Annotated in this window: 19 protein-coding genes; 10 read left to right on the top strand and 9 right to left on the bottom strand. The window is 67.0% G+C overall.

Annotated elements, in window-relative coordinates; translation table 11 throughout:
• Positions 1-5: 5 nt before the first annotated feature.
• Complete coding sequence (locus ACYVLQ_RS21275) at positions 6-1,361, top strand: cytochrome P450 (RefSeq protein ID WP_460699266.1); 1,356 nt, start codon at positions 6-8, stop codon at positions 1,359-1,361.
• Positions 1,358-2,392 carry an iron-containing redox enzyme family protein gene (locus tag ACYVLQ_RS21270; protein WP_460699265.1) on the top strand — a complete coding sequence of 345 codons (1,035 nt, stop codon included), beginning with the start codon at positions 1,358-1,360 and terminating at the stop codon, positions 2,390-2,392. The genes ACYVLQ_RS21275 and ACYVLQ_RS21270 overlap by 4 nt, the downstream gene beginning before the upstream one ends.
• A gap of 122 nt (positions 2,393-2,514) precedes the next feature.
• On the opposite strand, the gene ACYVLQ_RS21265 is transcribed toward ACYVLQ_RS21270, so the two are convergent.
• Positions 2,515-3,318, bottom strand: coding sequence for an alpha/beta fold hydrolase (locus ACYVLQ_RS21265; protein ID WP_460699264.1), 804 nt, complete (start codon positions 3,316-3,318; stop codon positions 2,515-2,517).
• Between the two features lie 237 nt (positions 3,319-3,555).
• Here ACYVLQ_RS21265 and ACYVLQ_RS21260 point away from each other — a divergent pair, with 237 nt between their 5' ends.
• The 4 genes from ACYVLQ_RS21260 (at position 3,556) to ACYVLQ_RS21245 (ending at position 8,830) form a co-directional block, all read left to right on the top strand.
• Complete coding sequence (locus ACYVLQ_RS21260; protein WP_460699263.1) at positions 3,556-4,287, top strand: GbsR/MarR family transcriptional regulator; 732 nt, start codon at positions 3,556-3,558, stop codon at positions 4,285-4,287.
• Between the two features lie 245 nt (positions 4,288-4,532).
• Positions 4,533-6,557, top strand: a complete 2,025-nt coding sequence (locus ACYVLQ_RS21255; protein ID WP_460699262.1) for a CocE/NonD family hydrolase — start codon at positions 4,533-4,535, stop codon at positions 6,555-6,557.
• The gene (locus ACYVLQ_RS21250) at positions 6,550-7,488 is read left to right on the top strand and encodes an alpha/beta hydrolase fold domain-containing protein (RefSeq protein WP_460699587.1); all 939 of its coding nucleotides are present in this window, start codon (positions 6,550-6,552) and stop codon (positions 7,486-7,488) included. Before ACYVLQ_RS21255 ends, ACYVLQ_RS21250 begins: the two co-directional genes overlap by 8 nt.
• 4 nt (positions 7,489-7,492) lie before the next feature.
• Positions 7,493-8,830: an ATP-grasp domain-containing protein gene (locus ACYVLQ_RS21245; RefSeq protein ID WP_460699261.1), complete on the top strand. Its 1,338-nt coding sequence runs from the start codon at positions 7,493-7,495 to the stop codon at positions 8,828-8,830.
• Between the two features lie 86 nt (positions 8,831-8,916).
• Here ACYVLQ_RS21245 and ACYVLQ_RS21240 read toward each other — a convergent pair whose 3' ends face one another.
• Both ACYVLQ_RS21240 and ACYVLQ_RS21235 read right to left on the bottom strand, forming a co-directional pair.
• Entirely contained in the window at positions 8,917-10,011 is a 1,095-nt protein-coding gene (locus ACYVLQ_RS21240) for a hypothetical protein (RefSeq protein ID WP_460699260.1), read from the bottom strand.
• Positions 10,012-10,279: 268 nt separating this feature from the next.
• Complete coding sequence (locus ACYVLQ_RS21235) at positions 10,280-10,480, bottom strand: hypothetical protein (RefSeq protein WP_460699259.1); 201 nt, start codon at positions 10,478-10,480, stop codon at positions 10,280-10,282.
• A 433-nt stretch (positions 10,481-10,913) separates the two neighbouring features.
• Between ACYVLQ_RS21235 and ACYVLQ_RS21230 the strand changes: the two genes are divergently transcribed.
• Positions 10,914-11,582 (top strand): response regulator, encoded by a 669-nt coding sequence (locus ACYVLQ_RS21230; RefSeq protein WP_460699258.1) that lies wholly within the window; start codon positions 10,914-10,916, stop codon positions 11,580-11,582.
• Positions 11,579-12,670: a sensor histidine kinase gene (locus tag ACYVLQ_RS21225; protein WP_460699257.1), complete on the top strand. Its 1,092-nt coding sequence runs from the start codon at positions 11,579-11,581 to the stop codon at positions 12,668-12,670. Before ACYVLQ_RS21230 ends, ACYVLQ_RS21225 begins: the two co-directional genes overlap by 4 nt.
• 641 nt (positions 12,671-13,311) lie before the next feature.
• Here ACYVLQ_RS21225 and ACYVLQ_RS21220 read toward each other — a convergent pair.
• Positions 13,312-14,532 carry a DUF418 domain-containing protein gene (locus tag ACYVLQ_RS21220; RefSeq protein WP_460699256.1) on the bottom strand — a complete coding sequence of 407 codons (1,221 nt, stop codon included), beginning with the start codon at positions 14,530-14,532 and terminating at the stop codon, positions 13,312-13,314.
• 217 nt (positions 14,533-14,749) lie between these two features.
• A complete protein-coding gene (locus ACYVLQ_RS21215; protein WP_460699255.1) occupies positions 14,750-15,430 on the bottom strand; it encodes a hypothetical protein in 681 nt (226 codons plus the stop codon).
• A 271-nt stretch (positions 15,431-15,701) separates the two neighbouring features.
• Between ACYVLQ_RS21215 and ACYVLQ_RS21210 the strand changes: the two genes are divergently transcribed.
• Positions 15,702-16,424 (top strand): alpha/beta fold hydrolase, encoded by a 723-nt coding sequence (locus ACYVLQ_RS21210; RefSeq protein ID WP_460699254.1) that lies wholly within the window; start codon positions 15,702-15,704, stop codon positions 16,422-16,424.
• Between the two features lie 169 nt (positions 16,425-16,593).
• Positions 16,594-17,736 carry a Gfo/Idh/MocA family protein gene (locus ACYVLQ_RS21205; protein ID WP_460699253.1) on the top strand — a complete coding sequence of 381 codons (1,143 nt, stop codon included), beginning with the start codon at positions 16,594-16,596 and terminating at the stop codon, positions 17,734-17,736.
• A gap of 116 nt (positions 17,737-17,852) precedes the next feature.
• Here ACYVLQ_RS21205 and ACYVLQ_RS21200 read toward each other — a convergent pair whose 3' ends face one another.
• The 4 genes from ACYVLQ_RS21200 to ACYVLQ_RS21185 all read right to left on the bottom strand — a co-directional run bounded on the left by ACYVLQ_RS21200 (position 17,853) and on the right by ACYVLQ_RS21185 (position 21,946).
• Positions 17,853-19,805 (bottom strand): S9 family peptidase, encoded by a 1,953-nt coding sequence (locus tag ACYVLQ_RS21200; protein WP_460699252.1) that lies wholly within the window; start codon positions 19,803-19,805, stop codon positions 17,853-17,855.
• 131 nt (positions 19,806-19,936) lie between these two features.
• Positions 19,937-20,914: a zinc-binding dehydrogenase gene (locus tag ACYVLQ_RS21195; protein WP_460699251.1), complete on the bottom strand. Its 978-nt coding sequence runs from the start codon at positions 20,912-20,914 to the stop codon at positions 19,937-19,939.
• A complete protein-coding gene (locus tag ACYVLQ_RS21190; RefSeq protein ID WP_460699250.1) occupies positions 20,911-21,111 on the bottom strand; it encodes an LLM class flavin-dependent oxidoreductase in 201 nt (66 codons plus the stop codon). The genes ACYVLQ_RS21195 and ACYVLQ_RS21190 overlap by 4 nt, the downstream gene beginning before the upstream one ends.
• A 454-nt stretch (positions 21,112-21,565) precedes the next feature.
• Positions 21,566-21,946, bottom strand: a complete 381-nt coding sequence (locus tag ACYVLQ_RS21185) for a winged helix-turn-helix transcriptional regulator (RefSeq protein ID WP_460699249.1) — start codon at positions 21,944-21,946, stop codon at positions 21,566-21,568.
• Positions 21,947-22,063: the final 117 nt, after the last annotated feature.

The raw sequence follows: 22,063 nt of genomic DNA, 5'->3' as shown, positions 1-22,063 counted from the left end.
AAGAGATGAGTGCCGCCCACAGGATCACCGGACCGCGTGCCGGAGCCGTCCTCGCCGATCTCGGATTCGCCGCGGTCGCATCCGGTGTGATCGCCCGCCGACGGCCCGTGATGGGACTACTCGAGCGAACGCAGGCCGATCGCCGGGCACTGACGCGGATCCGCCGCTTGCGACATGAATATGGCAGCGGCCCAATCGAATTGGCACTCCCCGGTCGGCGGGTGATCGTCGTCCTCGATCCGGAGGACGTCGGTACCGTGCTGCGGGGCGCGCCGACGCCGTTCCACCCGGCCAGCCGGGAGAAGGTCGCGGCGCTGCGGCAGTTCCAGCCGCACGGCGTGCTGGTCTCCGACGGTCCGATGCGCGAACAACGCCGCGCGTTGAACGAGGCAGCTCTCGATACCGGCTCCCCGATGCACCGGTTGGCGGATCCGTTCGCGGAGATCGTCGCCGAGGAGGCGCGCGAGTTCACCGATTCGGTGCTGCGGCAGGGGCACGTGGACGCCGCGCGGTTCACGACCGCGTGGTGGAAACTGGTCCGGCGCTTGACACTCGGCGCCGCGGCAAGTGACGATCATGCGCTCACCGACGAGCTGTGGCGGCTGCGTTCGGCCGCGAACTGGTCGTTTCTGGTGCCGCCGCGGCGCCGGCGCCGGGACAGGTTCACCGCCCGGCTGAGCCGCTATGTCGAGAACGCCGAACCCGACAGTCTCGCAGGCGAACTGGCGCGCGCGCCCAGTCGCGGCGCGGTCGATCCGGTCGGTCAGATTCCGCATTGGCTGTTCGCGTTCGACGCCGCGGGTATCGCCGTCACGAGGGCGCTGGCGGTGCTGGCGACCCATCCGCGCCACCGTGCCGAGGCGAGGGAGGACGCCGCCGATCCGGACCGGCCCGGCCTGCGGCGGTATCTGCGGGCGTGCGTCCTGGAGTCGGTGCGATTGTGGCCGACCACACCCGTCATCCTGCGGGAACTCACGGCCGAGACCTCCTGGCGCGACGGCGCCGACCGGTTCGCCACCGCGCCCGGCGCGACGGTGCTGATCACCGCGCCCGCCTTCCACCGCGATCCGGATCTGTTGCCGTTCGCGGACGATTTCGCCCCCGAGATCTGGCTCGACGGCACCGCCGAGCGGTACCCACAGCTTGTGCCGTTCAGCGCGGGCCCGGCCGTCTGTCCGGGGCGAAATCTCGTCCTCTTCGTCACCAGTACATATCTGGCGCAACTGCTGTCCCGGCTCGAATTCGGGCTCCGCTCACAACCGCGACCGACTCCGGACAAGCCGCTTCCCCTGACCTTCAACAACTTCGGGCTCGACTTCACCGTCTCCGACTCCGCGGCCGCCACGGGGTCCTGGGCATGATCGATATGGCCGCCGACCTCGACCCGATCGCACCCCTCCTGCCGTCGCCGCGAGGACCATTGTCCCGCGGGGTGCTGGACCTGCTGCGTGGCGAAAGTGACTGCGCCGGAGTGGATGTCGCCGGGACTGACCCGTACGGCGAAGATCTGCAGCTGGCGTTGCAGCTGTGCTACGAGCTGCACTACCACGGCTTCCGGTCGGTGGATCCCGGGTTGGAATGGGACCCGCGGGTGCTGCGATCGCGAGCCCGGCTGGAGGCGCCCTTCCTGGCCGCGCTCCACGACGATGTCGCCGGAGGAGATGACCTCGACACCGAGCTGGGCCGACTGGTCACCGCGCCCGCGGAGGTCGCCGGAGTGGGCAAGTTCCTGCGTGACAGCGGCGAATGGTGGCATGTGCGTGAATATTTCGTGCACCGGTCGATCTACCATCTCAAAGAGGCCGACCCATACGCGTGGGTGATTCCCCGGCTGCGCGGGCACGCCAAGGCGGCTCTGGTCGCTGTCGAATTCGACGAGTTCGGCGGCGGCCGCGGCGACCGCGTGCACGCGCAACTGTTCGCCGACCTGCTCGCCGGTGCGGGTCTGCGGCCCGGCTACCTGCACTATCTGGATGAGGTTCCGGCGCCGATGCTGGCGCTGGTCAACATGATGTCGCTGTTCGGCCTGCACCGGTCGTGGCGGGGCGCGCTGGTCGGACATTTCGCGACGGTCGAGATCACCTCGCCACCGGCGGCCCGGCGGATGGTCGAGCTGCTGCGCAGCCTCGGCGCCGACCCGGCCTGTGTGCGCTTCTACAGCGAGCACGTCGAGGCCGACGCGGTGCACGAACAGGTCATGCGCCGAGATGTGCTCGGTGACCTGCTGAAACAGGAGCCCGCCCTGGCCGAATCGATCGTCTTCGGCATCCAGGCGACCAACCTGCTCGAAGACCGCCTCGATCGGCACCTGCTCGAGAACTGGACCGTCGGCCACACCTCGCTGCGCGAGCGCACGACCCGCGATGCCCAAGAGTTTTCACCTCCGGTGTGAGAACCTGGCGCCCGCGAGGCCGAGAATGCCCAGCAGTCCGGCAGCCAGTGCAGCTCGTGTGCCAGGGATTTGGCGACTGCGCGGATGCGTGCCCAACAGGAGCTTTCGCTGAGAATGGGGGACTACTTCGCACTGGCCACCACTCGGACTGCCTCGGCGATCGTGGGGAAGTCCTTGCGCAGAATGCTGCCGTGGTTGCTGTGCACTTTCGCGTGGATCTCGATGTTGGAGTTGCGTTCGACGACTTCGTACAGGCTGGCGCGGATGCGTTCCTGCTCGTCGCCTTTGCTGCCGAACGATGCGCCCGAGGCGTTCACATACCGGGTCGGGGCGGTGATGTTGTCCAGCACCGGCCCCAGTTCGCGCTCGCGTGCGATCTCCCCGGCCTCGATGTTGCTGTCGGCCATCTGTTCTGCGGTCATCCGCGGAGCCATCCCGAGCGGGCGCAGCAGCGGCAGCACCCAACTCAACCGCCGCCACATCTTGCGCATGCCCTCGATATCGATCTCATCGATCCAGTCGTGCGGTTGCGCGCCGTCGACCAAGACCGCGCCCACGGTGCGATCAGGGTTGCGGCTGGCCCAGTGTGCCGCGACGAACGCCCCGTATGACCAGCCCACCAGTACCGCCCGGTGCACTCCTCTGGCCGCGAGAACCGCGTCGATGTCGGCAACGTTGGCGGCGAACGAGTAGTCCGCCGAGGTCTTCGACTTGCCGCGGGCTCGCATATCGTAGGTGAGGTGGCGCCACTGCGGCCCGAGCTCGGCGATCACGCGTCGCCAGTTCCGCTGGCTGGCGACGTGACCATTGACGTAGAGCACCGCGACCCCGTGCCCGCCGGTGTCGGTGACGGCCAGGGCCGTGTCATCGACTGGCACCATGCCGGTCCAGACCGAATCGGTCGGGGAAATGCTGTCGTGCGTCATCTGTCCTGCTCCTGGTAGCTCTTGGGGTCTCGCGCTGGGGGGTCCGATTTCCTGACAGTCGAAACGCTACGTAGCTTTCCAAACATGGGCAACGAATTGCTCGGCGAAATAACCATATAAACCCAGCTAACCACCGTAAATTTGTTGCGATGGCCGTGGAGCTAACGCAACGCATCACCTGACCTCGTTGCGATGAACGATCGGACGTCGCTACCGTGAGCGATCAGGACCAGCACGATGAGCACCGAGGAGATCGCGATGTCGGGAGGCAGGCTCACCCAGGCCGACCGCAAGCAGATCGCACTGGGACTGACCGAGAACCTCTCCTACGCCGCGATCGCCCGCCGCCTCGGCCGCCCGACCTCGACGGTCACCCGTGAGGTGATGCGAAACGGCGGCCCCACGGCCTACCGCGCGGACCTGGCCCAACGCGCCACCGAACGCCGCGCTCACCAGCGCGCCCGGACCGTCCCCCGCAAGCGGCGGCCGCAGGCGCCGGGCCACGGCCGCGACGCCGAAGCCGTGCGCCACTACGAGGAAACCTTCACCACCTTGCTCATCCAGCAGGGCATGTCCAGAACAATGGCCCGGGTGCTGACCTGCCTGTTCACATCCGACGCGGGCAGCCTCACCGCATCCGAACTCGTGCATCGCCTCCAGATCAGCCCGCCCTCGGTCTCCAAGGCGATCAAATTCCTGGAAAGCCAGGGTCTCGTCCGCCGAGAATCCGACGAACGCCGACGCGTCCGCTACATCGTCGACAACAACGTCTGGTACCAGTCGACGATCGACAGCGCCCGCCGAATGGCCCAGTTCGCCGAGATCACGCGGCAGGGCGTCGACATCTTCGGCAGCGACACCCCCACCGGCACGCGCCTCGAGGACATGGCCCGCTTCAGCGACTTCTTCAGCGAAAGCATCCTGCGCGCCGCCACACAAAGCCGCGAGGTACTCCGCCCGACACCCTGAATCCAAGTTTGCAGCGCCCGCCCGACGCCCGCCGACCGGCGGGAAAGCGCACCTGGTTCGTATCACTCCCGAAACGAATGCGTACCCAGCGATGATATCGCGCGGTCGTCGCCGGAACTGTTGTGCGACAACCTTTCCGAGCGCGAGCCCGCAACGGGCGCGAAACCGGCGATGTAGGCGGCGTTGTGTAGCCCGCCGACGAACGGGTAGCCGAGCGGATACGCGCCCCCACGGAAAGGAAGCGGATGCGGACGGTAACGTCGCTGCCTCGGCAGGTCACCGTGGACGAACACGTGTGGATCCCGATGGCGGACGGGACACGGCTGGCGGCCAAGGTCTGGCGGCCGACCGCCGCGGACGACCAACCGGTTCCGGGGGTGCTGGAGTACATTCCCTACCGCAAACGGGATCTCACCGCGGTGCGTGATTCGATCCATCATCCGTACATGGCCGCGCACGGGTACGCCTGTGTGCGAGTCGATTTGCGGGGCACCGGCGAATCGGAGGGCGTGCTCGCCGACGAATATCTCGAGCAGGAACATCGCGATGCCGAGGATGTCCTGGCGTGGATGGGCGAACAGCCGTGGTGCGACGGTCGGCTGGGCATGATGGGGATCTCCTGGGGCGGGTTCAACTCCCTGCAGGTCGCGGCGCGGCGGCCGCCTGGCTTGTGCGCCATCGTCATCTCGTCGTTCACCGACGATCGCTATGCCGACGACATGCATTACATGGGCGGCGCGCTGCTGTCGGACAATATCGCCGAGTCGGCGACCATGTTCGCCTACAGCACGTTGCCGCCCGATCCCGCGCTGGTTGGCGATCGCTGGCGCGAGATGTGGTTCGAGCGGTTGGAAAACTGCAGCCTGTGGGCGGCGAACTGGCTCGAGCATCAGCGTCGCGACGAGTACTGGCGGCGAGCGTCGGTGTGTGAGGATTACGCCGATGTCCAGATCCCGGTGCTGGCCTCGAGTGGGTGGGCCGACGGGTATTCCAACGCGGTCGTCCGGTTGCTCGCGCATCTGGACGTGCCACGCAAGGGACTGATCGGTCCCTGGTCGCACAAGTATCCGCACCTGGGCGAGCCGGGCCCGGCCATCGGCTACCTCCAGGAGGTGGTGCGCTGGTGGGACCACTGGCTGCGGGATATCGACAACGGTGTGATGGACGGGCCGATGCTCTACACCTGGATGCAGGACAGCGTGCCACCGTCGACGGCCTACGAGGACCGGCCCGGCCGGTGGGTCGGCGAACCGAGCTGGCCCTCGCCGCATCTGCGGACCGTCGAGTATCCGCTGGCCAGATATCGGATCGGGTGTCCTGGGGAAGATCTACCGGCATCGGATCTGGGTTTGGAGTCGCCGTTGTCGGTGGGTCAGTTCGCCGGGAAGTGGGCGTCCTACAGCGCACCGCCGGATCTCCCGTACGACCAGCGTGAGGAGGACGGCGGCTCACTGGTGTTCGACACCGGCGAGCTGACCGAGCGCTGCGAAATCCTGGGCGCGCCCGTCGTGATCCTCGAGGTGTCCGCCGACAAACCGGTCGCCATGGTCGCGGCCAGATTGTCCGACGTGGACCCCGACGGCCGGGCGACCCGCGTCACCTACGGCCTGCTCAATCTGACCCATCGGAACGGTCATGACGAGCCGCGTCCGGTGGAACCCGGCGAGCGGTACCGCGTCACCGTGCAGCTCAACGCGGTGGCACAGGCCTTTCCCGCCGGGCACCGGATCCGGTTGTCGGTGTCGTCGTCGTATTGGCCGCTGGCGTGGCCGCCGCCGGAGCCTGCGCGGTTGACCGTCCATACCGAGGGCAGCAGTCTCCGGTTGCCGATCCGGCCGGTCGCGGAGTCCGACGAGATCCCGCCGCAGCCGTTCGGTCCTCCGGAGGGCTCGGAGCCGATGCCCACCAGCCAGATCACCCCCGGCGAACAGAAATGGACCGTATCTCGCGATCTGATCGACTACCACTCGGCGCTCAACATCGTGAAAGACGCCGGGCTGGTGCGTTTCGACGAGCACGACCTGCTGGTGGACCGCCGGGTGCGCGAACACTACCGCTGGCAGGCCGACGACTTCTGTTCCGCCACAGCGGAAACCCTGTGGTCGATGACCTTCTCCCGCGGCGACTGGCTGACCAGAACCGAAACTCGCACTCACGTCACTTGCACGCCAACGGATTTCGTTGTGCACGCACAACTCGACGGGTTCGAGGGCGAGCAGCGCACGTACTCGCGGAACTGGAAGCGGAGGATCCCTCGTGACCATGTCTGACATCCAGCGACAGACGGATCGGGAGTCCGGGACGCTCAGCCTCCGGGCCCGGATGCTGATCACGGCGCTGCGGCTGACCGGCGCCAAGCGGACCTTCGCCTCCGCGGAAGCGCTGCGCCACAGCATCGCCGGAAGCCAGCGGCCCCGGCGGGACAGGCCGCCGGTGATGCTGGGCCGACGTCATCGGGTGACGCAGTGGGAGGTGCACGGACGGCCGGTCTTCACGATCCGTCCCCGGCACGGCAGCAGTTCCCGGCACGTCTTCTACCTGCACGGCGGCGCGTACGTGCATCAGATCCAGCGCGATCACTGGAAGTTCCTGTCGCGCTTGGTCGACCGGACCGGGTGTACGGTCACCGTGCCCCTCTACCCGCTCGCGCCGCACCACCATCCTGGCGACACCGTCCCCATGGTCACCGCCGCGCACGACCGGGCTTTCGCCGCCACCGCCCCGGAAAACAAGGTGTTCATGGGTGATTCGGCCGGCGGAGCGCTCGCGCTGGTGCTGGCACGCACGATCGCCGCGGCGGGCGAGACAGGACCGAAGGAAGTAGTGATGATCTCGCCGTGGCTCGACGTCACCATGTCCGATCCAGCGGCCGAGGACATCGACCCCCGCGACCCCTACCTCGGCGTCGCGGGCCTGGCCGAGGCGGGACGGCTGTACGCGGGCGGGCAGAACCGCGCGGATCCGGCGATCAGCCCGCTGTTCGCGCCCGCTGCTACGCCGGGGCGCTTGAGCCTGTTCATCGGCACCCGCGATGTGCTGCTCGCCGACGCTCGCCGCTTTCGCGCGCGCTGCGCGGACGAAGGCGTCGACCTCGACTACTTCGAATACGAGGGCATGTTCCACGCTTGGCTCCTCTCCGACATCCCGGAAGCACGACACGCGATGCAGCAACTGACCAGGCTTGTGCAGGAAGCGAGATAGGCCCATGGAAAACACCGACATCTTCGTCATCGCATTGGACGAGAGCAATCTCCGCACCCTGGAACAGATTCCCGGAGCCGGAAAGCTCCGGTACCACCCTCTGCTGAGTGTGGAAGAGTGCCAGGAGGGCGAGATCCCGGTCGAGGACCTGCTCCACAAGGCGCAGGGGATACTAGACGCATTCGACGGTGATATCGGCGCTATCGTCGGCTACTGGGACTTCCCGGTCACCGCGCTCGTCCCCATGCTGTGTAAACCGCTCGGCCTGCCCAGCACCGAACTCGAAGCGGTGGTCAAGTGCGAGCACAAATACTGGAGTCGGCTCGAACAAAGCAAGGTACTCGATGATTTGCCACGTTTCGGCATCGTCGACCTAGAGGGTGAGCCCCGGTTGCCGAGCGGCATGGAATTTCCGGTGTGGCTCAAACCGGTCAAATCCTTCTCCTCGGAGCTGGCCTTCCATGTCCACGACGACGGCGAATTCCATGAGGCCGTCGACCGGATTCGCGAGGGGGTGGCCCGGGTCGGCAGGCCGTTCGAATTCATTCTCGATCAGATCCAGCTGCCCAGAGAGATCGCGGAGGTCGGCGGCCAGGCCTGCCTGGCCGAGGAGACGCTCGCCGGAGTGCAGGCGGCCACCGAAGGGTATGTGCACCAAGGAAAAGTCGTCCTCAACGGCGCCCTGGACTCTGTCAACTATCCCGATACCGCCTGCTTCCTGCGACACCAGTATCCGTCCCAATTGCCGCCCGACACGGTGGCCCGGATGTTCGACATCTCAGAACGTATCATCACGCAGATGGGGTTGAACAACTCCATGTTCAGTATCGAATTCTTCTGCGACCCCGACAGCGGCCGGGTATCGGTGCTCGAGATCAACGCACGGCATTCCCAATCCCACGCCGAACTGTTCGCAGCCGTGGACGGCATACCCAACCACCACTGCATGATCCGGCTGGGGTTGGGGCTGGACCCCGCTCTGCCGCGCGGCCAGGGCCGCTACAAGATCGCCGCGAAATGGTATTACCGCAAGTTCTCCGACGCCCGCGTCACACGCGTCCCCACCGGCGATGAAATCGACCGGCTGGAACGCGAGATTCCCGGTGTGACCATCGATGTGGTGCCCGCCGAGGGGATACGACTGTCCGGACTTCCCGCGCAGGACAGCTACAGCTACGAATTGGCGGACATCTTCATCGGCGCCGACAGCGAATCGGAAATGAGACGCAAATTCGACCGCTGCGTCGAATCGCTGCACTTCGAGTTCGACGAGGTCGAGGAAGGCACCGACCGGGATCCGGGCCCCGGCCGGGCGAGGGTTGACGCATCGGCCGCCGGGTAGCCGCACATCGACACCCGGGGCGAACTCCCGCAGTCGCGACGGGGTCTGCTGCCATCCGGCGGAACGGAGCGGGGACGGTCGTCTCGTCACGGATCCGGGGTGTCGCGGAGCTGCTCGGCGCGGCGGCGGCGTTCGAGTTCGCGGTGCCCGTAGGCGGCCTTGCGGACGGTGACGTCGTCCTCCAGACCCGACCCGACCGCGCCTGCGATGGTGCCGAGCACCGTGGCCATCAGCGCAATGGTGAAGTAGTCCCGCGCCTCGGCTGGACGCGCCAATACGGTTGCCAGATAGCTGGGTGGGATCGCCACCGCGACGGCGGCGAGCGCGAGCAGATAGAGAACGGTGAAGAACGTGACGGCGCCGACCGCGACGGTGGTGAGGGTGCCGGCATTGCGGAGCGCGCGGTCGGGGTCGCGCGGTCGGAGCCTGCCGGGGACGTGCCGCTCCCACAGGCTGTGTCCCGCAATGGTCCACACGATCAGGGTCGTGAGCGCGGCGACGGTGACGGCGGTCAACCGCACCGGACCGAGCGCGGTGGCCAACAGCCAGATACTGGAATAGAGCACGCCGAAGGCCGTGCCGGCCAGCGCACCCGCCAATGCGTTGGACAACCCGACAATCAACTGCCACGGCCGATTCGCACGCACCATGCCCGCCAGCAACGTGGCGACGCCCGGCAGTCGAGCGCGGTGCACGTAAATTTCGCCGGTCGCGTCACCGGGCCGAGCGCGCATACCCCGCGGTAACCGGGCCGCGAGGATCTCCGAGATATCGTCCGATACCCGGTGTCGCTGCCGGACCGCGCCGATGACGGCCAATGCGAGCTCGGTCAGCCGGTGCCGCAGCCGCAGGCCGCCCAGCGCAGGCACGGAGACGAGCACCACGTGACGTTCGCTGTCGACGGTGGCGACCATCACGCCCCCATCGTCGCGTAATGGCAGGTCGGTCAGGCACAGTGCCAGATCCCAGGAGGTGTCGCGGACATGGTGGCGCGCCTTGTCGATGAGATAGTCGTCGCCGGGGTGCATCGCCTCGAACGGGTCGCCCAGGACCTCGATCTGCCATGTCGCATTGTCTCCTCCACAATCGTGCAACGCCTCCGGCAGGTCATCGGCGAGATGCTGCGCGAGCCGCGCCGGCAGATCCGGGTCGGCCAGTACGCCGATGGTCACCTGCGACACATTTCCTCCACACGGATCCGAGTGCGAGCGCACCGCCCAAACGAGTAACCCCCGCGCAATACCCCCTGACACCGGGCTAAACATGCGCGGGTGCGTAAACACATAAGTTCAGCTGGCGATCGAGCGTTCAACGTCCAACGATTGGCGCAGGCCTTCCGTGAGCTAGGCGGCGACACAGAAATAGATTCAGCACGGCGATGCCGGGCGGTAGACGCCGCCCGGCATCGTGTTCGGCTCTTATAGCCGTCGTAGTGCGGCCTTACGGCCGTCAGTGGCCACCGTGGCTGTGCTGCCCGCCCTGAGACTTGGCCTCGGTGGGCTGCGCAGCGGCCCCCTTGCGACCCGCCTCGTGCGGGTCGGCGGCGTTGCGTTCGCCGAAGCTTCCGGTGCTGGCTTGGCCGCCGCGGCTGGCCTGCTCCTCGGTGTCCGTGCGGTTACCGAATTGACCGGGATTGTTCTGGTCAGCCATTGCTGAACCTCCTTCACGATCATCAGGTGTCGCTTGCTGTGGCGTTCGTGCCACAACCACGCACTACCCACCACCCCCGGCGCTATGCATTGGACCGCGCCCAAACCCGGGACGGTTCATGTTCCTGCGGAACGGCGGGCTGTGTTTCGGCCTGTTGGGGGAGCCCGGCGGTCTGCCGTCGCCAATTTTCCGAAGACATCGCCTGGGCGGGAATTGTCAACCACGACGACTCGAATGTGAGACCTGCGGTTGTAATCAGCATGAGCGGTACAGATAACAATCCGCCGAGTGGCTGGAACGATGCGTCGTTCGGCTGGATTCGATCGCCACTCGGCGTGTTGCCGAGACCGGAGTCTTTGATGAGCCTGGGGTTGTACCGTCGTGCGTGGTTCAGCACGGGCACATTCGATACGACAGCGAAGCAGGTCATTGCATGATTCGGGTGGTGATCGTCGATGACGAGGCGTTGGTGCGGTCCGGGTTCGAGTCGATCCTCGGGACGGCGCCGGATATCGAGATAGTGGGGACGAGCGCGGGTGGCGGTGCCGTCGAGCTGATCGGTGCACAGCGTCCGGATGTGGTGCTGCTGGATATCCGGATGCCGGAGGTGGACGGGCTGGCCGTGCTGCGCGAGGTGCGGGCGATGAGCGAGCCGCCGGTGGTGGCGATGCTGACGACCTTCGACACCGATGAATACATCGTCACCGCTTTGCGTTCCGGTGCGGCGGGTTTCCTGTTGAAGGACACAGAGCCGGACCAGCTGCCGCAACTGGTCCGCACGCTGGCCGCGGGTGGTGTGGTCATGTCGCCGAAGGCGGCCGCGACGCTGCTGCACGCGGACAACGCGCTGGGCCGAATGGCCGCCTCCGACGCCGAGGTCGCGCGCGTCGATGCTCTGACCGACCGGGAACGCGAGGTGCTTGTGCTACTGGCCGGGGGGTTGTCCAACGCGGAGATCGGCCAGCGGATTTTTCTGAGCGTGGGAACGGTCAAGGATTATGTCAGCGCGATCCTGACCAAGTTGAGGGTCGGCAGCCGCGTGCAGGCGGCGCTGGTAGCGCAGCGCGCCGGACTGCTCACCGGGTCACCCGAGCAACGATGATGCCGCGCGGGTGGCCACCACGGTGGCTGAGCGACGCCGCACTGGTGGCGATCGCGGTGGTCGACGCATGGCTGGGCAGCGCTCATCGTGAGCCCGAAGATCTTGGGATGGCCGTGATCGCCTGTGCCGCGCTGGTTTTCCGGCGACGGTGGCCGTTGCTCGCGTTCGTGTTGACGCTGCCGGCGGCGGCGCTGACCGAAATCGTCGTCGCGCCCGCGATCGCCCTCTACACCGTGGCGAAGCAGTCCGCCGATCGAGTGGTGCCGCTGGGTTGCGCGGCCGTGGTCGCCGTCGCGATCGCGGTGCCGAGCCCGTTCGCGGAGCCGTTGCGCACCGACGCCATCGCCTACACCGCGTACGCGGTGGGGCAGGCCGTCGCACCGGTCTTCTTCGGCCAATTGGTGCGCGCACGAGACGAACTCGCGCAGCGGCTGGTGGAAATCGAAGAGGCGCGTGATCACGAACGACGGTTGCACGCGCAGGCCGTGCTGGCCCGTGAACGGGCGCAGATCGGCCGGGAGATGCATGATGTCGTCTCCCATCAGGTCAGTCTGATCGCCGTGCGGGCCGGGGCGTTGATGGTCGGCGCACCCGATTCCGGCACTCGGGATGCGGCACGCACGATCCGGGAACTGAGTGTCACCACGCTCGAGGAACTGCGGCATCTGGTGACGCTGCTGCGGGCATCGGGCGGCAACAGCACCGAGCTCACACCCCAGCCGACGCTGGCGGACCTGCACACACTCATCGAATCCAGCGGTCTGCCAGTGGAATTGACCGGCGCCCTGCCCGCCGACATCACCGGCGCGGCACAGCGCGCGATCTATCGGACGGTTCAGGAAGCGCTGACCAACGTCCGCAAGCATGCCCCCGGCGCCACCGCCGAAGTCCGCTTGTTCGCCGAGGCGGACCGGCTCGGTGTAGTCGTCGCGAACACACCGCCCACCCGGACCGCGATTCCGCTGCCCGGATCGGGTCACGGTCTCATCGGGCTGGCCGAGCGTGCGGAACTGCTGGATGGACAACTGGACTGCGGTCGCACCGGCGATGGTGGTTTCCGCGTCGAACTGCGGCTGCCACGCGGCTGAATTCACAGTGTCGGTGCACGTGCAGATCGGCAGCGATCCCGCAATGCACCGGCAATTCGGCGGTCCGCCAACGTTATTCGATGTTTCACCGCCCATTCGTACGGTACTCGACCCCGCCATCGGCGGGAGTGGATACCTCCACTCGGCGGGTTCCTCCGCGGACAACGAGCCCGCAGAATCGGAGATGCGCTGTGAATCAGGCACAGCGCGTGTCACCGTTACGCCAGCGCATCGCGGTCGCTGCTCGGTGCACCCGATGTGCTGCTGCTCGACGAGGCGACCGTGCATGCCGACGGCATCACCGAAACAGCGATTCACGAGTGCATCCGTCAGCGGGCGCAGGTGGGTGCCGTAATCACTGTGGCGCACCGGCTTTCGACGGTCGTCGACGCCGACCACATCGTGGTGCTGCAGGACGGCCGTATTCGCGCCCAGGGCTCGCATGCCGAGCTGGTGGAAACCGATGAGCTGTCCGCGAACTGGTGCGCGCGCTGCGGATCGAGGAACGGGCCGCGGTCCGCTGAGGTCGGCGGGTCGGCCCTGCGGGACGACCTCGATTGTGTTCGGGCTGTTGGCATTCGACGTCCTGAACGACGAGTAGGCCGGGTGACGCATGCGGCGCGTCACCCGGCAGGGAGGGCTCAGCGGATGTGTTTCGCGGGTTTGGTGGCGGTGTTGAGCAGGTATTCCAGGGGTCCGCGTCGGAAGTAGCGGGACCAGAGTGTGGCGAACACGGTGACTGCGAGGATCAGCACGAGTAGTGGCACCCAGGAGGTCTGGTGGTCGCCGCCGGGCCCGGCGGACATGGACAGCGCGGACATGGCGACGAAGTGGCCGACGTAGGCGGTCAGGGACATGGCGCCCACGGCGATGAGCGGCGTCGCCAGGCGTCGCAGCCACGCCAGTCTGTTCATCGCTGCCAGCGCGCCCACAATCACCAGGAGCGCGACGCCCACGCTGCCGACGATGTCGAATGTCGTGCCGCTGTGCGGTCCGGCCAGCAACAGCGACGAGGCTCCCTGGGAGGGGAACGCCCCGCTGCCCGCCGCGGGCGGCAACGCATCGCTACCCGGCATGGATTCCGCCATACTCTTCAGCGCGTCCGGACCGCCCAGCAGCCGGGACATGCCATATGCCAGCAGGGCGAGGGCGGCGCCGAGTGCGGCCACCCGCACCCGCACCGCGGTGGCGGCCAGGTCGAGGCGGGCCAGCGCCATGCCGGCGATGACGAACGGCATCCACGTGATCGTCGGGTACATGCCGGTGAGCAGCAGATCGAGCACGCCTACGCCGCTGAGCTTCTCGAGCGGGTCGTAGGCGTCGATGCTCTGCCGGATCGGTTCGGTGAGTAGTGGTCTCAGGACGAATGCCAGCTGCGGTGTGACGAGCGCGAGCGCGGCCGCGACGAGCGCGAGTGTTTTGGCGCTCAGCCGGACCAGCGGCAGGGCGAGCAGGAAGAACACGCCGTAGATGGCCAGGATCACCACGTCCCCGTAGGCCATCGTCATGGCGGTGCCCATCGCGATGAGAATCAGAGCGCGGATCGCGATCCGGGCTTTCGCCTGTCGGCCCGCCAGGCCGGTCTTCGGTTTCCGCCTCCCGGCGATCAGCAGGAGTGAGAACCCGGCGAGGGTGGCGAACAGCACCGAGGAGTGGCCCTCGGCCAGGTATCGAATCCAACTGCCGACACCGTCGGTGGCCGACAGCGGGGGCCCGACGTGCACGGTGTACATGCCGAACACCGCCAGCGCCCGGGCCAGGTCCACCCCGACCAGCCGCGCTGTCGAGGGCCCCGGCGCGGCGTCTTCGGGCGGGGTTGCGGGCAGCGGAGGTATCTCCTGCGGCGGCTTGGTCGAGGTCATACGGACAATGTCGCCGCCGCGGCGGGCGGCGGACCATCCGTCAGGTTTCGGTTTCCGCCCCGCCGATCGGCGGGCTTTCCCGGCAGCGCCGAGTCGACCCACCGACCGCTGCTCCGCTGGGGGACACTCCACCTGTCAACGCAGGCAACAACTTTCAGAACAGAGGGGTGGCACCGCGTGACTGTGCCACCCCTCGGTGCAGTTGCGCCCTGCGTTGTTACTTACCCGGCGCCGGGATGAACGGCTGGTTGATGGTGGTGAAGTATTGCGCCGCGGCCAGGATCGCCACGGGGGCGGTGACCAGGATCTGTCCGGCCAGGGTGCCCAGCGCGCCGATGGCGACGATGCCGCCGAGGCAGCCGACCACCGCCGCGGGCACGAAGGGCCCGAACATGCCGACGATGGTGGCGGCGGCCACGGTCGCGCCCGCGATACCACCGAGCACGCAGCCCACGGCGCCACCGGCGATCCCGCCGACGAGAGTTCCGATCGTGGCTCCCGCACTGATGGTGCTGGTCATGCGAGACCAGGCGGCCAGTTCGCGATCGTAGGGGGTTTTGAACGGGGCCTGATCCTCATAGGGCAGGGCCACCGGCCTATAGGTGGCGTGGGCGAGATCGAACCGGGGAGTCAAAGTGGCGGTCCGGTCGCGAATCTCGGTGGCGATCGGGAACACGAAGTCGTCCACGCGGAACGACAGCTCCGTTCCGGCCAGCACTTCCCCGCTCGATGCCTTGATCTTGAAAATGCCGTCCTCGACGGCCATCGCTCCCGCGTCGGTCGAAATGATCGTCGACTCCCGGGTTGTCGTCGTCGTGTAGTGCACAGCCCCGGCATCGGTGGGCGCAGCGCCCGCGACTGCGGCTGTGGACTCCCCGAGTCGGAGCCCTGAGGACATCCTAGACCCACTTATTGACGCGTCAAGTTTTAAGAGCGGAACTTGGCGCGTCAGTTCGCTCTGCGGCGCTGAGGCGCCGTGCATTACTGCCGTGACGGATACGGCGACCGATCCGCGGGCACGGGCGGCCGGCATAGGTTCGGACCCGCTGAAGGGTTCCTGAGGCTCACGGCGTATGGCCACGGGCCACACCCACGGCAAAGTCATCCTCCTTCCCTGACTCGGCCGACCGGCCATTCAACCACGACAACAATCAATTGGAGAATCCGAAATGCCTGCAGTCCTCGTTCATGGTGTACCTGATACCCACCGGCTTTGGGACACTGTCCGTTCCTATCTTCAACGCGAAGATATTGTGACGATCGATCTCCCCGGGTTTGGCGTACCCCTACCAGCGGGATTCACGTCGACGAAAGAAGAGTATCTCGATTGGCTTATTGAGAAGATCGAAGAAATCGGCGAACCCGTCGACCTGGTCGGTCATGATTGGGGGTCTCTGCTCACGGGCCGTCTCGCGTCTCTCCGACCGGATCTGGTGCGGACATGGACAGGCATCAGCGGACCGATCGATCCGGAGTATCCGTGGCACTATCTTGCCAAGATCTGGCAAACGCCAGGCGAGGGCGAGCAATGGATGGCGGACCTCGACCTCGAGGCGTTCGCAGCAAGCCTCAACGAGGCGCAGATGCCGCGCGACGCGGCAAACGAATCGGTCCGGCATCTCGATGCCACTATGAGAGCAAGCATTCTCGCCCTTTACCGTTCGGCGATCGAGGTCGGGGCGGAGTGGAAGCCAGGTTTGAGCAACGTGACCGCACCAGCGCTAGTGATCTGGGGCCTGGACGATCCGTTTCTTCCGCACCGCTTCGCCGACGAGCTCGGTAATGCCACACGCGCACGTGCCGTCTTCAAGCTGCGCAGCTCGCACTGGCCGATGATAGAGCGTCCGGCCGATGTCGCGCGCGAACTCGAGGCCCACTGGGCTCAGGTGTAAACCTGCGCCTGGGTCACTCGGGCTCAAACCCCGCGGTCGCTACGCGAACGGCAATTATTGCTCGCTCGCCATGGTGAGCTCGAGTGTCCACGCCTTTGTCCGGAAACGAATCATCGTGACGCAGTCCGGGGAGCATTTGCCGGGGCTGCACAAGGCAGGAGCACCCTATATGCTGAATTCAGAAAATACCCGGATCGGCGTCGGCCTTATCGGGGCTAGTGCCGATCGGGGCTGGGGCGGAATTGCTCACGTCCCGGCGCTGCAGGCGCTCGACGCATTCCAGATCCGCGCCGTCAGTACGACTCGTATGGAGAGCGCGAACGCGACCGCTCGTCGGTTGGGCGCCGATCTCGCCTTCGACACACATGAGGCTCTGGTCGTGCGACCGGAGGTCGACCTGGTGGTGGTTGCGGTCAAGGTGCCGGAGCACAAGCAGATTGTTTCCGACGCGCTGGCCGCGGGCAAGATGGTTTATTGCGAATGGCCTCTCGCAAGAAACCTTTCGGAAGCCGAAGCGCTGGAGGGGTTTGCCCGCGAGCGGCGGCTGCGGACGGTTGTCGGGTTGCAGGGTGGCCTGCACCCGCCGATCCTCTTCCTTCGCGACCTCATCGCGCAAGGCGTGATTGGCAAGCCGCTCAGCACGAGCATCCGAGCGCATTTGGCCGACGACATGTGGGTCGGCCGATATGACCCGCCGGTCGAGTATATGGCTCGCGCAAAGCATGGCGCCACGCTGCTGAGTATCATGCTCGGCCACGGGCTCGAACCGCTCGCGCGCGTGCTCGGCACGTTCGAGAGTCTGTCCGCCGTCGTGGCCAACCAGCGCGGTGACGGCGTCCGCCTCTCCGATGGCGCGTCGCTGCCGAGGGACGCGCCAGATGAGATCGTCGTCGCCGGCGTTCTCGAAGGCGCGATCGTCACCTCGCTGCACTACAGCGGCGGGCAGTCTGCCGGCTCGGCGACGGTATGGGAGATCCAGGGCACCGAGGGCAGTCTGCGTGTGGAGTCGGCGTCGGGCTACATCCATTTCACCGATTTCACCATCACGTTGCGCCGCGGCAGCGAGCCTGTCCAAGTGCTACAGGTCCCTCCCGCCTATGCGGCTCCCGACCTGCAACTCGACGCACCCGCAGCGGGAGTCGCCCGCCTCTACGCCCAGTTCGCCGCCGACCTCCGCGACGGAACCGCCAATGCGCCGGACTTCGCGGTCGCACTCGATCGCCACCGGGTGCTCGAAGCGATCAGACGGGCCGCTGAAACAGGTCATCGGCAGCATCTGTCCCGCCCCGACCGAATGAACTCCCATCTCTGAAACCCGGGAGAGGTGCTCGGCCTTAAGGTGCTCTGAACTGCAAGGATGTGACTTTCTAGGAACACATCCGAACAGCAGGGCGGCCGCGCCGTCGCCGACTCCGGGCGCGGCGGCTGTCACCTGGCCAGGTCTTTGCTCACCGCGAGCGGTTCGGGCCGGTCGGCGCTGCGGCCGCCGAGGTAGCGGGCGAAGTGCTGTTCGATCGCGCGATACAGCATGATCCGGTTCTCCGGGTTCTCGAAGCCGTGTCCCTCGTCGTCGGCGACCAAGTATTCGACCGGGACACCGCGCTCGCGCAACCGGGCGACGATATTGTCGGATTCGGCGCGGACAACACGGACATCGTTGGCGCCCTGGGCGACCAGCAGCGGGGTGCGGATCTTGTCGACCATGGTGATCGGGGACCGGGTGAGCATATCGGCTTCCTGCTCCGGGATGTCCGGGTCGCCGACGTAGCGGTACCAATTGTTGACGCTGAGGGCCCGGGTGAACGGCGGCAGGGTGCGCAGGAAATTGGCGAGATCGGAGACGCCGACATAGTCGACAGCGGCGGCGAAGCGGTCCGGCGTGACGGTGACGCCGACGAGGGCCGCGTACCCGCCGTAGGAGCCGCCGTAGATGCCGAGGCGGTCGGGATCGGCGTAGCCGCGGTCCACGGCCCATTCGACGGCGTCGATCAGATCGTCGTGCATCGCACGGGCGAATTCACCGATCGCGGCCGTGACGTGGCGTTTCCCGTGGCCGAGCGAGCCGCGGAAATTCACCTGCAGTACCGCGTAGCCGCGATTGGCGAGGAACTGCGCGTCCGGGCTGTACCCCCAGGAGTCGTGGTACCAGGGCCCGCCGTGCACCGCCAGCACCAGCGGAAGGTTCCGCGGCTCGGCACCGACCGGCAGGGTGAGGTAGCCGTGCAGGTGCAACCCATCGCGGGCCGGGAAATCGACGGGTTGCATGCGGGCCAGGGTATTCGGGTCGCGATCGGGGTAGGCACGGAAAAGCAACCGGGCCTCGCCGGTGGTGTGGTCGTAGAACCAAGTGACACCGGGGTCGCGGTCGTGGACGAAGGTGGCGATCCAGCGCTGTCCCGAGTCGTCGCCGGACAAGGTGCCGAGCACGCCGTCGGACAGTTTCCGCAACTGGGCATAGATTTCGGCGAATCGGGGGTCGAGGACTTCGATATGGGATCGGTCGGCCACGAAGCGGGCGGCGAATATTTCGCCGGTACGCCGATAGTTGTGGACAGGAGGCGGGAGCACGCCAGGCAGCATCATCCCACTGATATCCAGGTCGTGGCCGTCGACCGCGGCGACGACGGTGTCCGCCCCGGTCTCATGGTCGATGCGGACCAACCGCAGGTCGTCGCCGTCCTGGAAGGACCCGACCAGCAGTCCTTTCCCGTCAGCCGTGACCTGCTGGGGGTAGACACCCATCGGGTGTTCGGCGCCACCGAGCCGGCGCAGTGGCCGCTTCTCCCCGGTGGGGTCGATCGCGGAGATCTCGACGGTGCCGTCCGCGGCGAGCACGGTGTGGAATACGGGTTCACCGCGGCGGTCGAGCAGGACGGCGGCGGTCGGATCGTCCTGTTCGAGGTGCAGGGTCGTTTCGCCGGTGGCGACGTCGATGCGGAATGTGTCGAAGAACAGCGGGCGCCGGTTCATCGTCACCAGCACACTGCCGGGTACCGACGGCAGCGGTTCCGCGTCCAGCGCCCGCGAACCCGGGTCCAGCGGAGTGAGGTCGACGGCGGGCGCTCCGGGGTCGTCGAGGTCGACGCGGAAGAGGTGCCAGTCCTCGTTTCCGTCGGTGTCCTGCAGGTAGAGCAGCCAGCGGGGGTCGTCGTTCCAGTAGTAGGTGGTGATCCCGCGTCGGGTGTCGTGGGTGACCGGGACGGCATCGTCATGGGTCTGGTCGACGCCGCGGACCCAGACGTTACGTCGGCCCCGGTGTGGGGAGAGGTAGGCGATGCGGGTGCCGTCGGGGGAAATCGAGGGGTTCGCGAACTGCGGGTCGGCGAAGAACCTTTCGATATCGATCAGCTCAGGCCGTTGGTCGGTCGGGTCTCCGGTCATGCTCGGTCTCCAGTTCGCTCGGTTCCTGCACTCGATTACGTATTGATCGAACACTGTGCCGCAGCGGCATACTCAAGCCCGCGAGCCGGCCGCTACCCGGATGGCTTCGCGGCCCGCGCGACGCGCCCGGGCTATCGGGCGCTGCTCTCCGGCAGGAGGACGATTGCGGCTTCGGAGATGCGCGCTTCCAGGTCCCGGTGGGCCGAGGCCGTCTCGGACAGGGGATAGGTCCGGATCGGGCGGTTTCGGAAAACCCCGGCATGCCAGGCGGCGAACAGGTCGCCGGCCGCGGTGAGCACCGTGGCGCGGTCGGGTAGGTACTTGGCGGCCGGCGACTGCGTCGGGGTGATGCCCCTGCGCTTCAGGTCTGCGGTGTCCAGCTCCGGTGGCCCGGATGCCGCACCGAGAAGATCGAGGGTGGCGCCGTCGCGGAGAACGGACACCGCCTCGGCGAAGGTAGCGCGTCCGACGGTGTCGTAGAACACGTCCACGCCGGCGCCGAGCTCGTCGATCGTCTTCTTCAGTTCGCCGGTACCGGCGACGACGACGTGCTGCAGGCCGAGCGCACGTGCGGCAGAAATGCGAGGGGGCGATGAGACGAGCGCGACGACCGTCGCACCGAGATGCTCGGCCCACGGCGCGAGTACCGAGCCGACCCCGCCGGTCGCTCCGCTGACCAGGACCACGCTGCCGGGCTCGACGTGGTACACCCGGTGCAGCCGCCCCCATGCGGTGAGCCCGTTGGCGAGCAGTGCGGCAGCTTCTCGCGCCGGGATATCCGCGGGAAGCGGGATCAGGTCCGCCGCGGCGATCAGGCGCTTCGCCGCGTAGGCACCGGGTGAGAAGTAGTAGCCGACGCGGTCGCCTGCTGCGACCAGCAACACCTCGGGACCGACCGCCTCGACGACGCCGGCGCCTTCGCCGCCGAGCACGGCGGGCAGAGCGCGGAGCGGGAAGGCGCCGCTGCGGAAGTAGGTATCCACGAAGTTGACGCCGATGGCCTCTTGACGCAGGAGCACCTCTCCCACACCGGGGCTGCGCACCGCTTCGGTCTCGTACACGAGCTGGTCAGGGCCACCATGCCGGTAGAGCCGCACCACACCACTCATAACCGCTCCTCTCGAAATCTGCCGTCCGCCGGACATGGACATTTTTCGTCTCCTCGTTCGCGCCCGAGCGGGGCACTGATCAATGCCCAGAACGCGCCGGCGCCCAGGCCCATCTCGACTCGGCCGTCGCTGAGCAGGTCCAGGCTCGCGGCGGCGCGGGCGAGGACCGAGGGCGGGCGCAACGGCAGGTTGAGCACGTGGGCGCAGATCCGGATTCGCTGGGTGCGCGCGGCGTCACGAGGTCGAGCCCGGCTCGTTCCGCGACGACCGAGACCTCGACCGGGCGCTGCGGCGGCCGCGCGGCGGGGGTGACGAAGCAGCCGAAGATCGGATCGTGTCCGTAGTCGGTCATCGTGTGCTCACATCCGGGTCACGGGACGGGTGGGGAGAAGCTGTCGGCCAAGACGCCGTCCGGGTCGCAGGTCACCGAGCCGGGCGCGGTCCGTGGCGGCCGAGCCCGATGAGTTCGGGCGCCGGACTCGATTCGAGGGTAAAGATCATCCGTCAACCGCGAATCGGTCACCGGATCCGCCACTCTCCCGAATCGTGTTCATTTGGGTGCGTGAGCGGCGAGAGCTGATTGTGCGGTAGACCCTCGGGAGGCCTTTGACGCTCGTCCGCTCAGGTGAGGTCACGAGCTGGGACGCATTCTCATTCCTCGTTCGTGGCGCTCCACTCGACGAGGGGGTGCAGAACACGCATCAGGTCGGCGCCTCGTTCGGTGGGCCGGTACAGGATCTGGACCGGTGTCGTCGGCACCACGACTCGCTCGATCAGTTGGTGGCCCTCGAGTTCGCGGAGACGCTGGGACAGTAGCTGATTCGAGATTCCGGTGATCCGTGAGCGGTAATCGATGAACCGGCGAGCCCCCCGCATCGCCGCCAAGAGCACCGCGGCAGTCCACTTCTTGCCCACTAGCTCGACCGACCGCTGGAAACTGCGGCACACGTCGTCGTCGATGTGCTCGTAGGTGTCCGGCCGATTCTGGCCGGGGGGAGTGAAGGATTCGCCGGACGGTTGGGGACTGGCCATTCGGCAAGAATACCAGAGCGAGTCAGTTTTTATGACTAGGTCACCTCCCACTTGTTGTCCGTGGCTGTTGGTGTGCACCCTTCTGTCATGAACACACGCCCCGCCCGACATGACGCG

The organism is Nocardia thraciensis (genome assembly GCF_054782435.1).
The sequence above is the reverse complement of the archived record's forward strand: the minus strand, read 5'-3'. Positions and strand labels throughout refer to the sequence as shown.

What these genes read in the sequence shown, in the direction of transcription:
- ACYVLQ_RS21275 (WP_460699266.1), top strand. Translation starts at nt 6, where the DNA reads ATGAGTGCCGCCCACAGGATCACCGGACCGCGTGCCGGAGCCGTCCTC.
- ACYVLQ_RS21270 (WP_460699265.1), top strand. Translation starts at nt 1,358, where the DNA reads ATGATCGATATGGCCGCCGACCTCGACCCGATCGCACCCCTCCTGCCG.
- ACYVLQ_RS21265 (WP_460699264.1), bottom strand. Translation starts at nt 3,318, where the DNA reads ATGACGCACGACAGCATTTCCCCGACCGATTCGGTCTGGACCGGCATG.
- ACYVLQ_RS21260 (WP_460699263.1), top strand. Translation starts at nt 3,556, where the DNA reads ATGAGCACCGAGGAGATCGCGATGTCGGGAGGCAGGCTCACCCAGGCC.
- ACYVLQ_RS21255 (WP_460699262.1), top strand. Translation starts at nt 4,533, where the DNA reads ATGCGGACGGTAACGTCGCTGCCTCGGCAGGTCACCGTGGACGAACAC.
- ACYVLQ_RS21250 (WP_460699587.1), top strand. Translation starts at nt 6,550, where the DNA reads ATGTCTGACATCCAGCGACAGACGGATCGGGAGTCCGGGACGCTCAGC.
- ACYVLQ_RS21245 (WP_460699261.1), top strand. Translation starts at nt 7,493, where the DNA reads ATGGAAAACACCGACATCTTCGTCATCGCATTGGACGAGAGCAATCTC.
- ACYVLQ_RS21235 (WP_460699259.1), bottom strand. Translation starts at nt 10,480, where the DNA reads ATGGCTGACCAGAACAATCCCGGTCAATTCGGTAACCGCACGGACACC.
- ACYVLQ_RS21230 (WP_460699258.1), top strand. Translation starts at nt 10,914, where the DNA reads ATGATTCGGGTGGTGATCGTCGATGACGAGGCGTTGGTGCGGTCCGGG.
- ACYVLQ_RS21225 (WP_460699257.1), top strand. Translation starts at nt 11,579, where the DNA reads ATGATGCCGCGCGGGTGGCCACCACGGTGGCTGAGCGACGCCGCACTG.
- ACYVLQ_RS21220 (WP_460699256.1), bottom strand. Translation starts at nt 14,532, where the DNA reads ATGACCTCGACCAAGCCGCCGCAGGAGATACCTCCGCTGCCCGCAACC.
- ACYVLQ_RS21215 (WP_460699255.1), bottom strand. Translation starts at nt 15,430, where the DNA reads ATGTCCTCAGGGCTCCGACTCGGGGAGTCCACAGCCGCAGTCGCGGGC.
- ACYVLQ_RS21210 (WP_460699254.1), top strand. Translation starts at nt 15,702, where the DNA reads ATGCCTGCAGTCCTCGTTCATGGTGTACCTGATACCCACCGGCTTTGG.
- ACYVLQ_RS21205 (WP_460699253.1), top strand. Translation starts at nt 16,594, where the DNA reads ATGCTGAATTCAGAAAATACCCGGATCGGCGTCGGCCTTATCGGGGCT.
- ACYVLQ_RS21200 (WP_460699252.1), bottom strand. Translation starts at nt 19,805, where the DNA reads ATGACCGGAGACCCGACCGACCAACGGCCTGAGCTGATCGATATCGAA.
- ACYVLQ_RS21195 (WP_460699251.1), bottom strand. Translation starts at nt 20,914, where the DNA reads ATGAGTGGTGTGGTGCGGCTCTACCGGCATGGTGGCCCTGACCAGCTC.
- ACYVLQ_RS21185 (WP_460699249.1), bottom strand. Translation starts at nt 21,946, where the DNA reads ATGGCCAGTCCCCAACCGTCCGGCGAATCCTTCACTCCCCCCGGCCAG.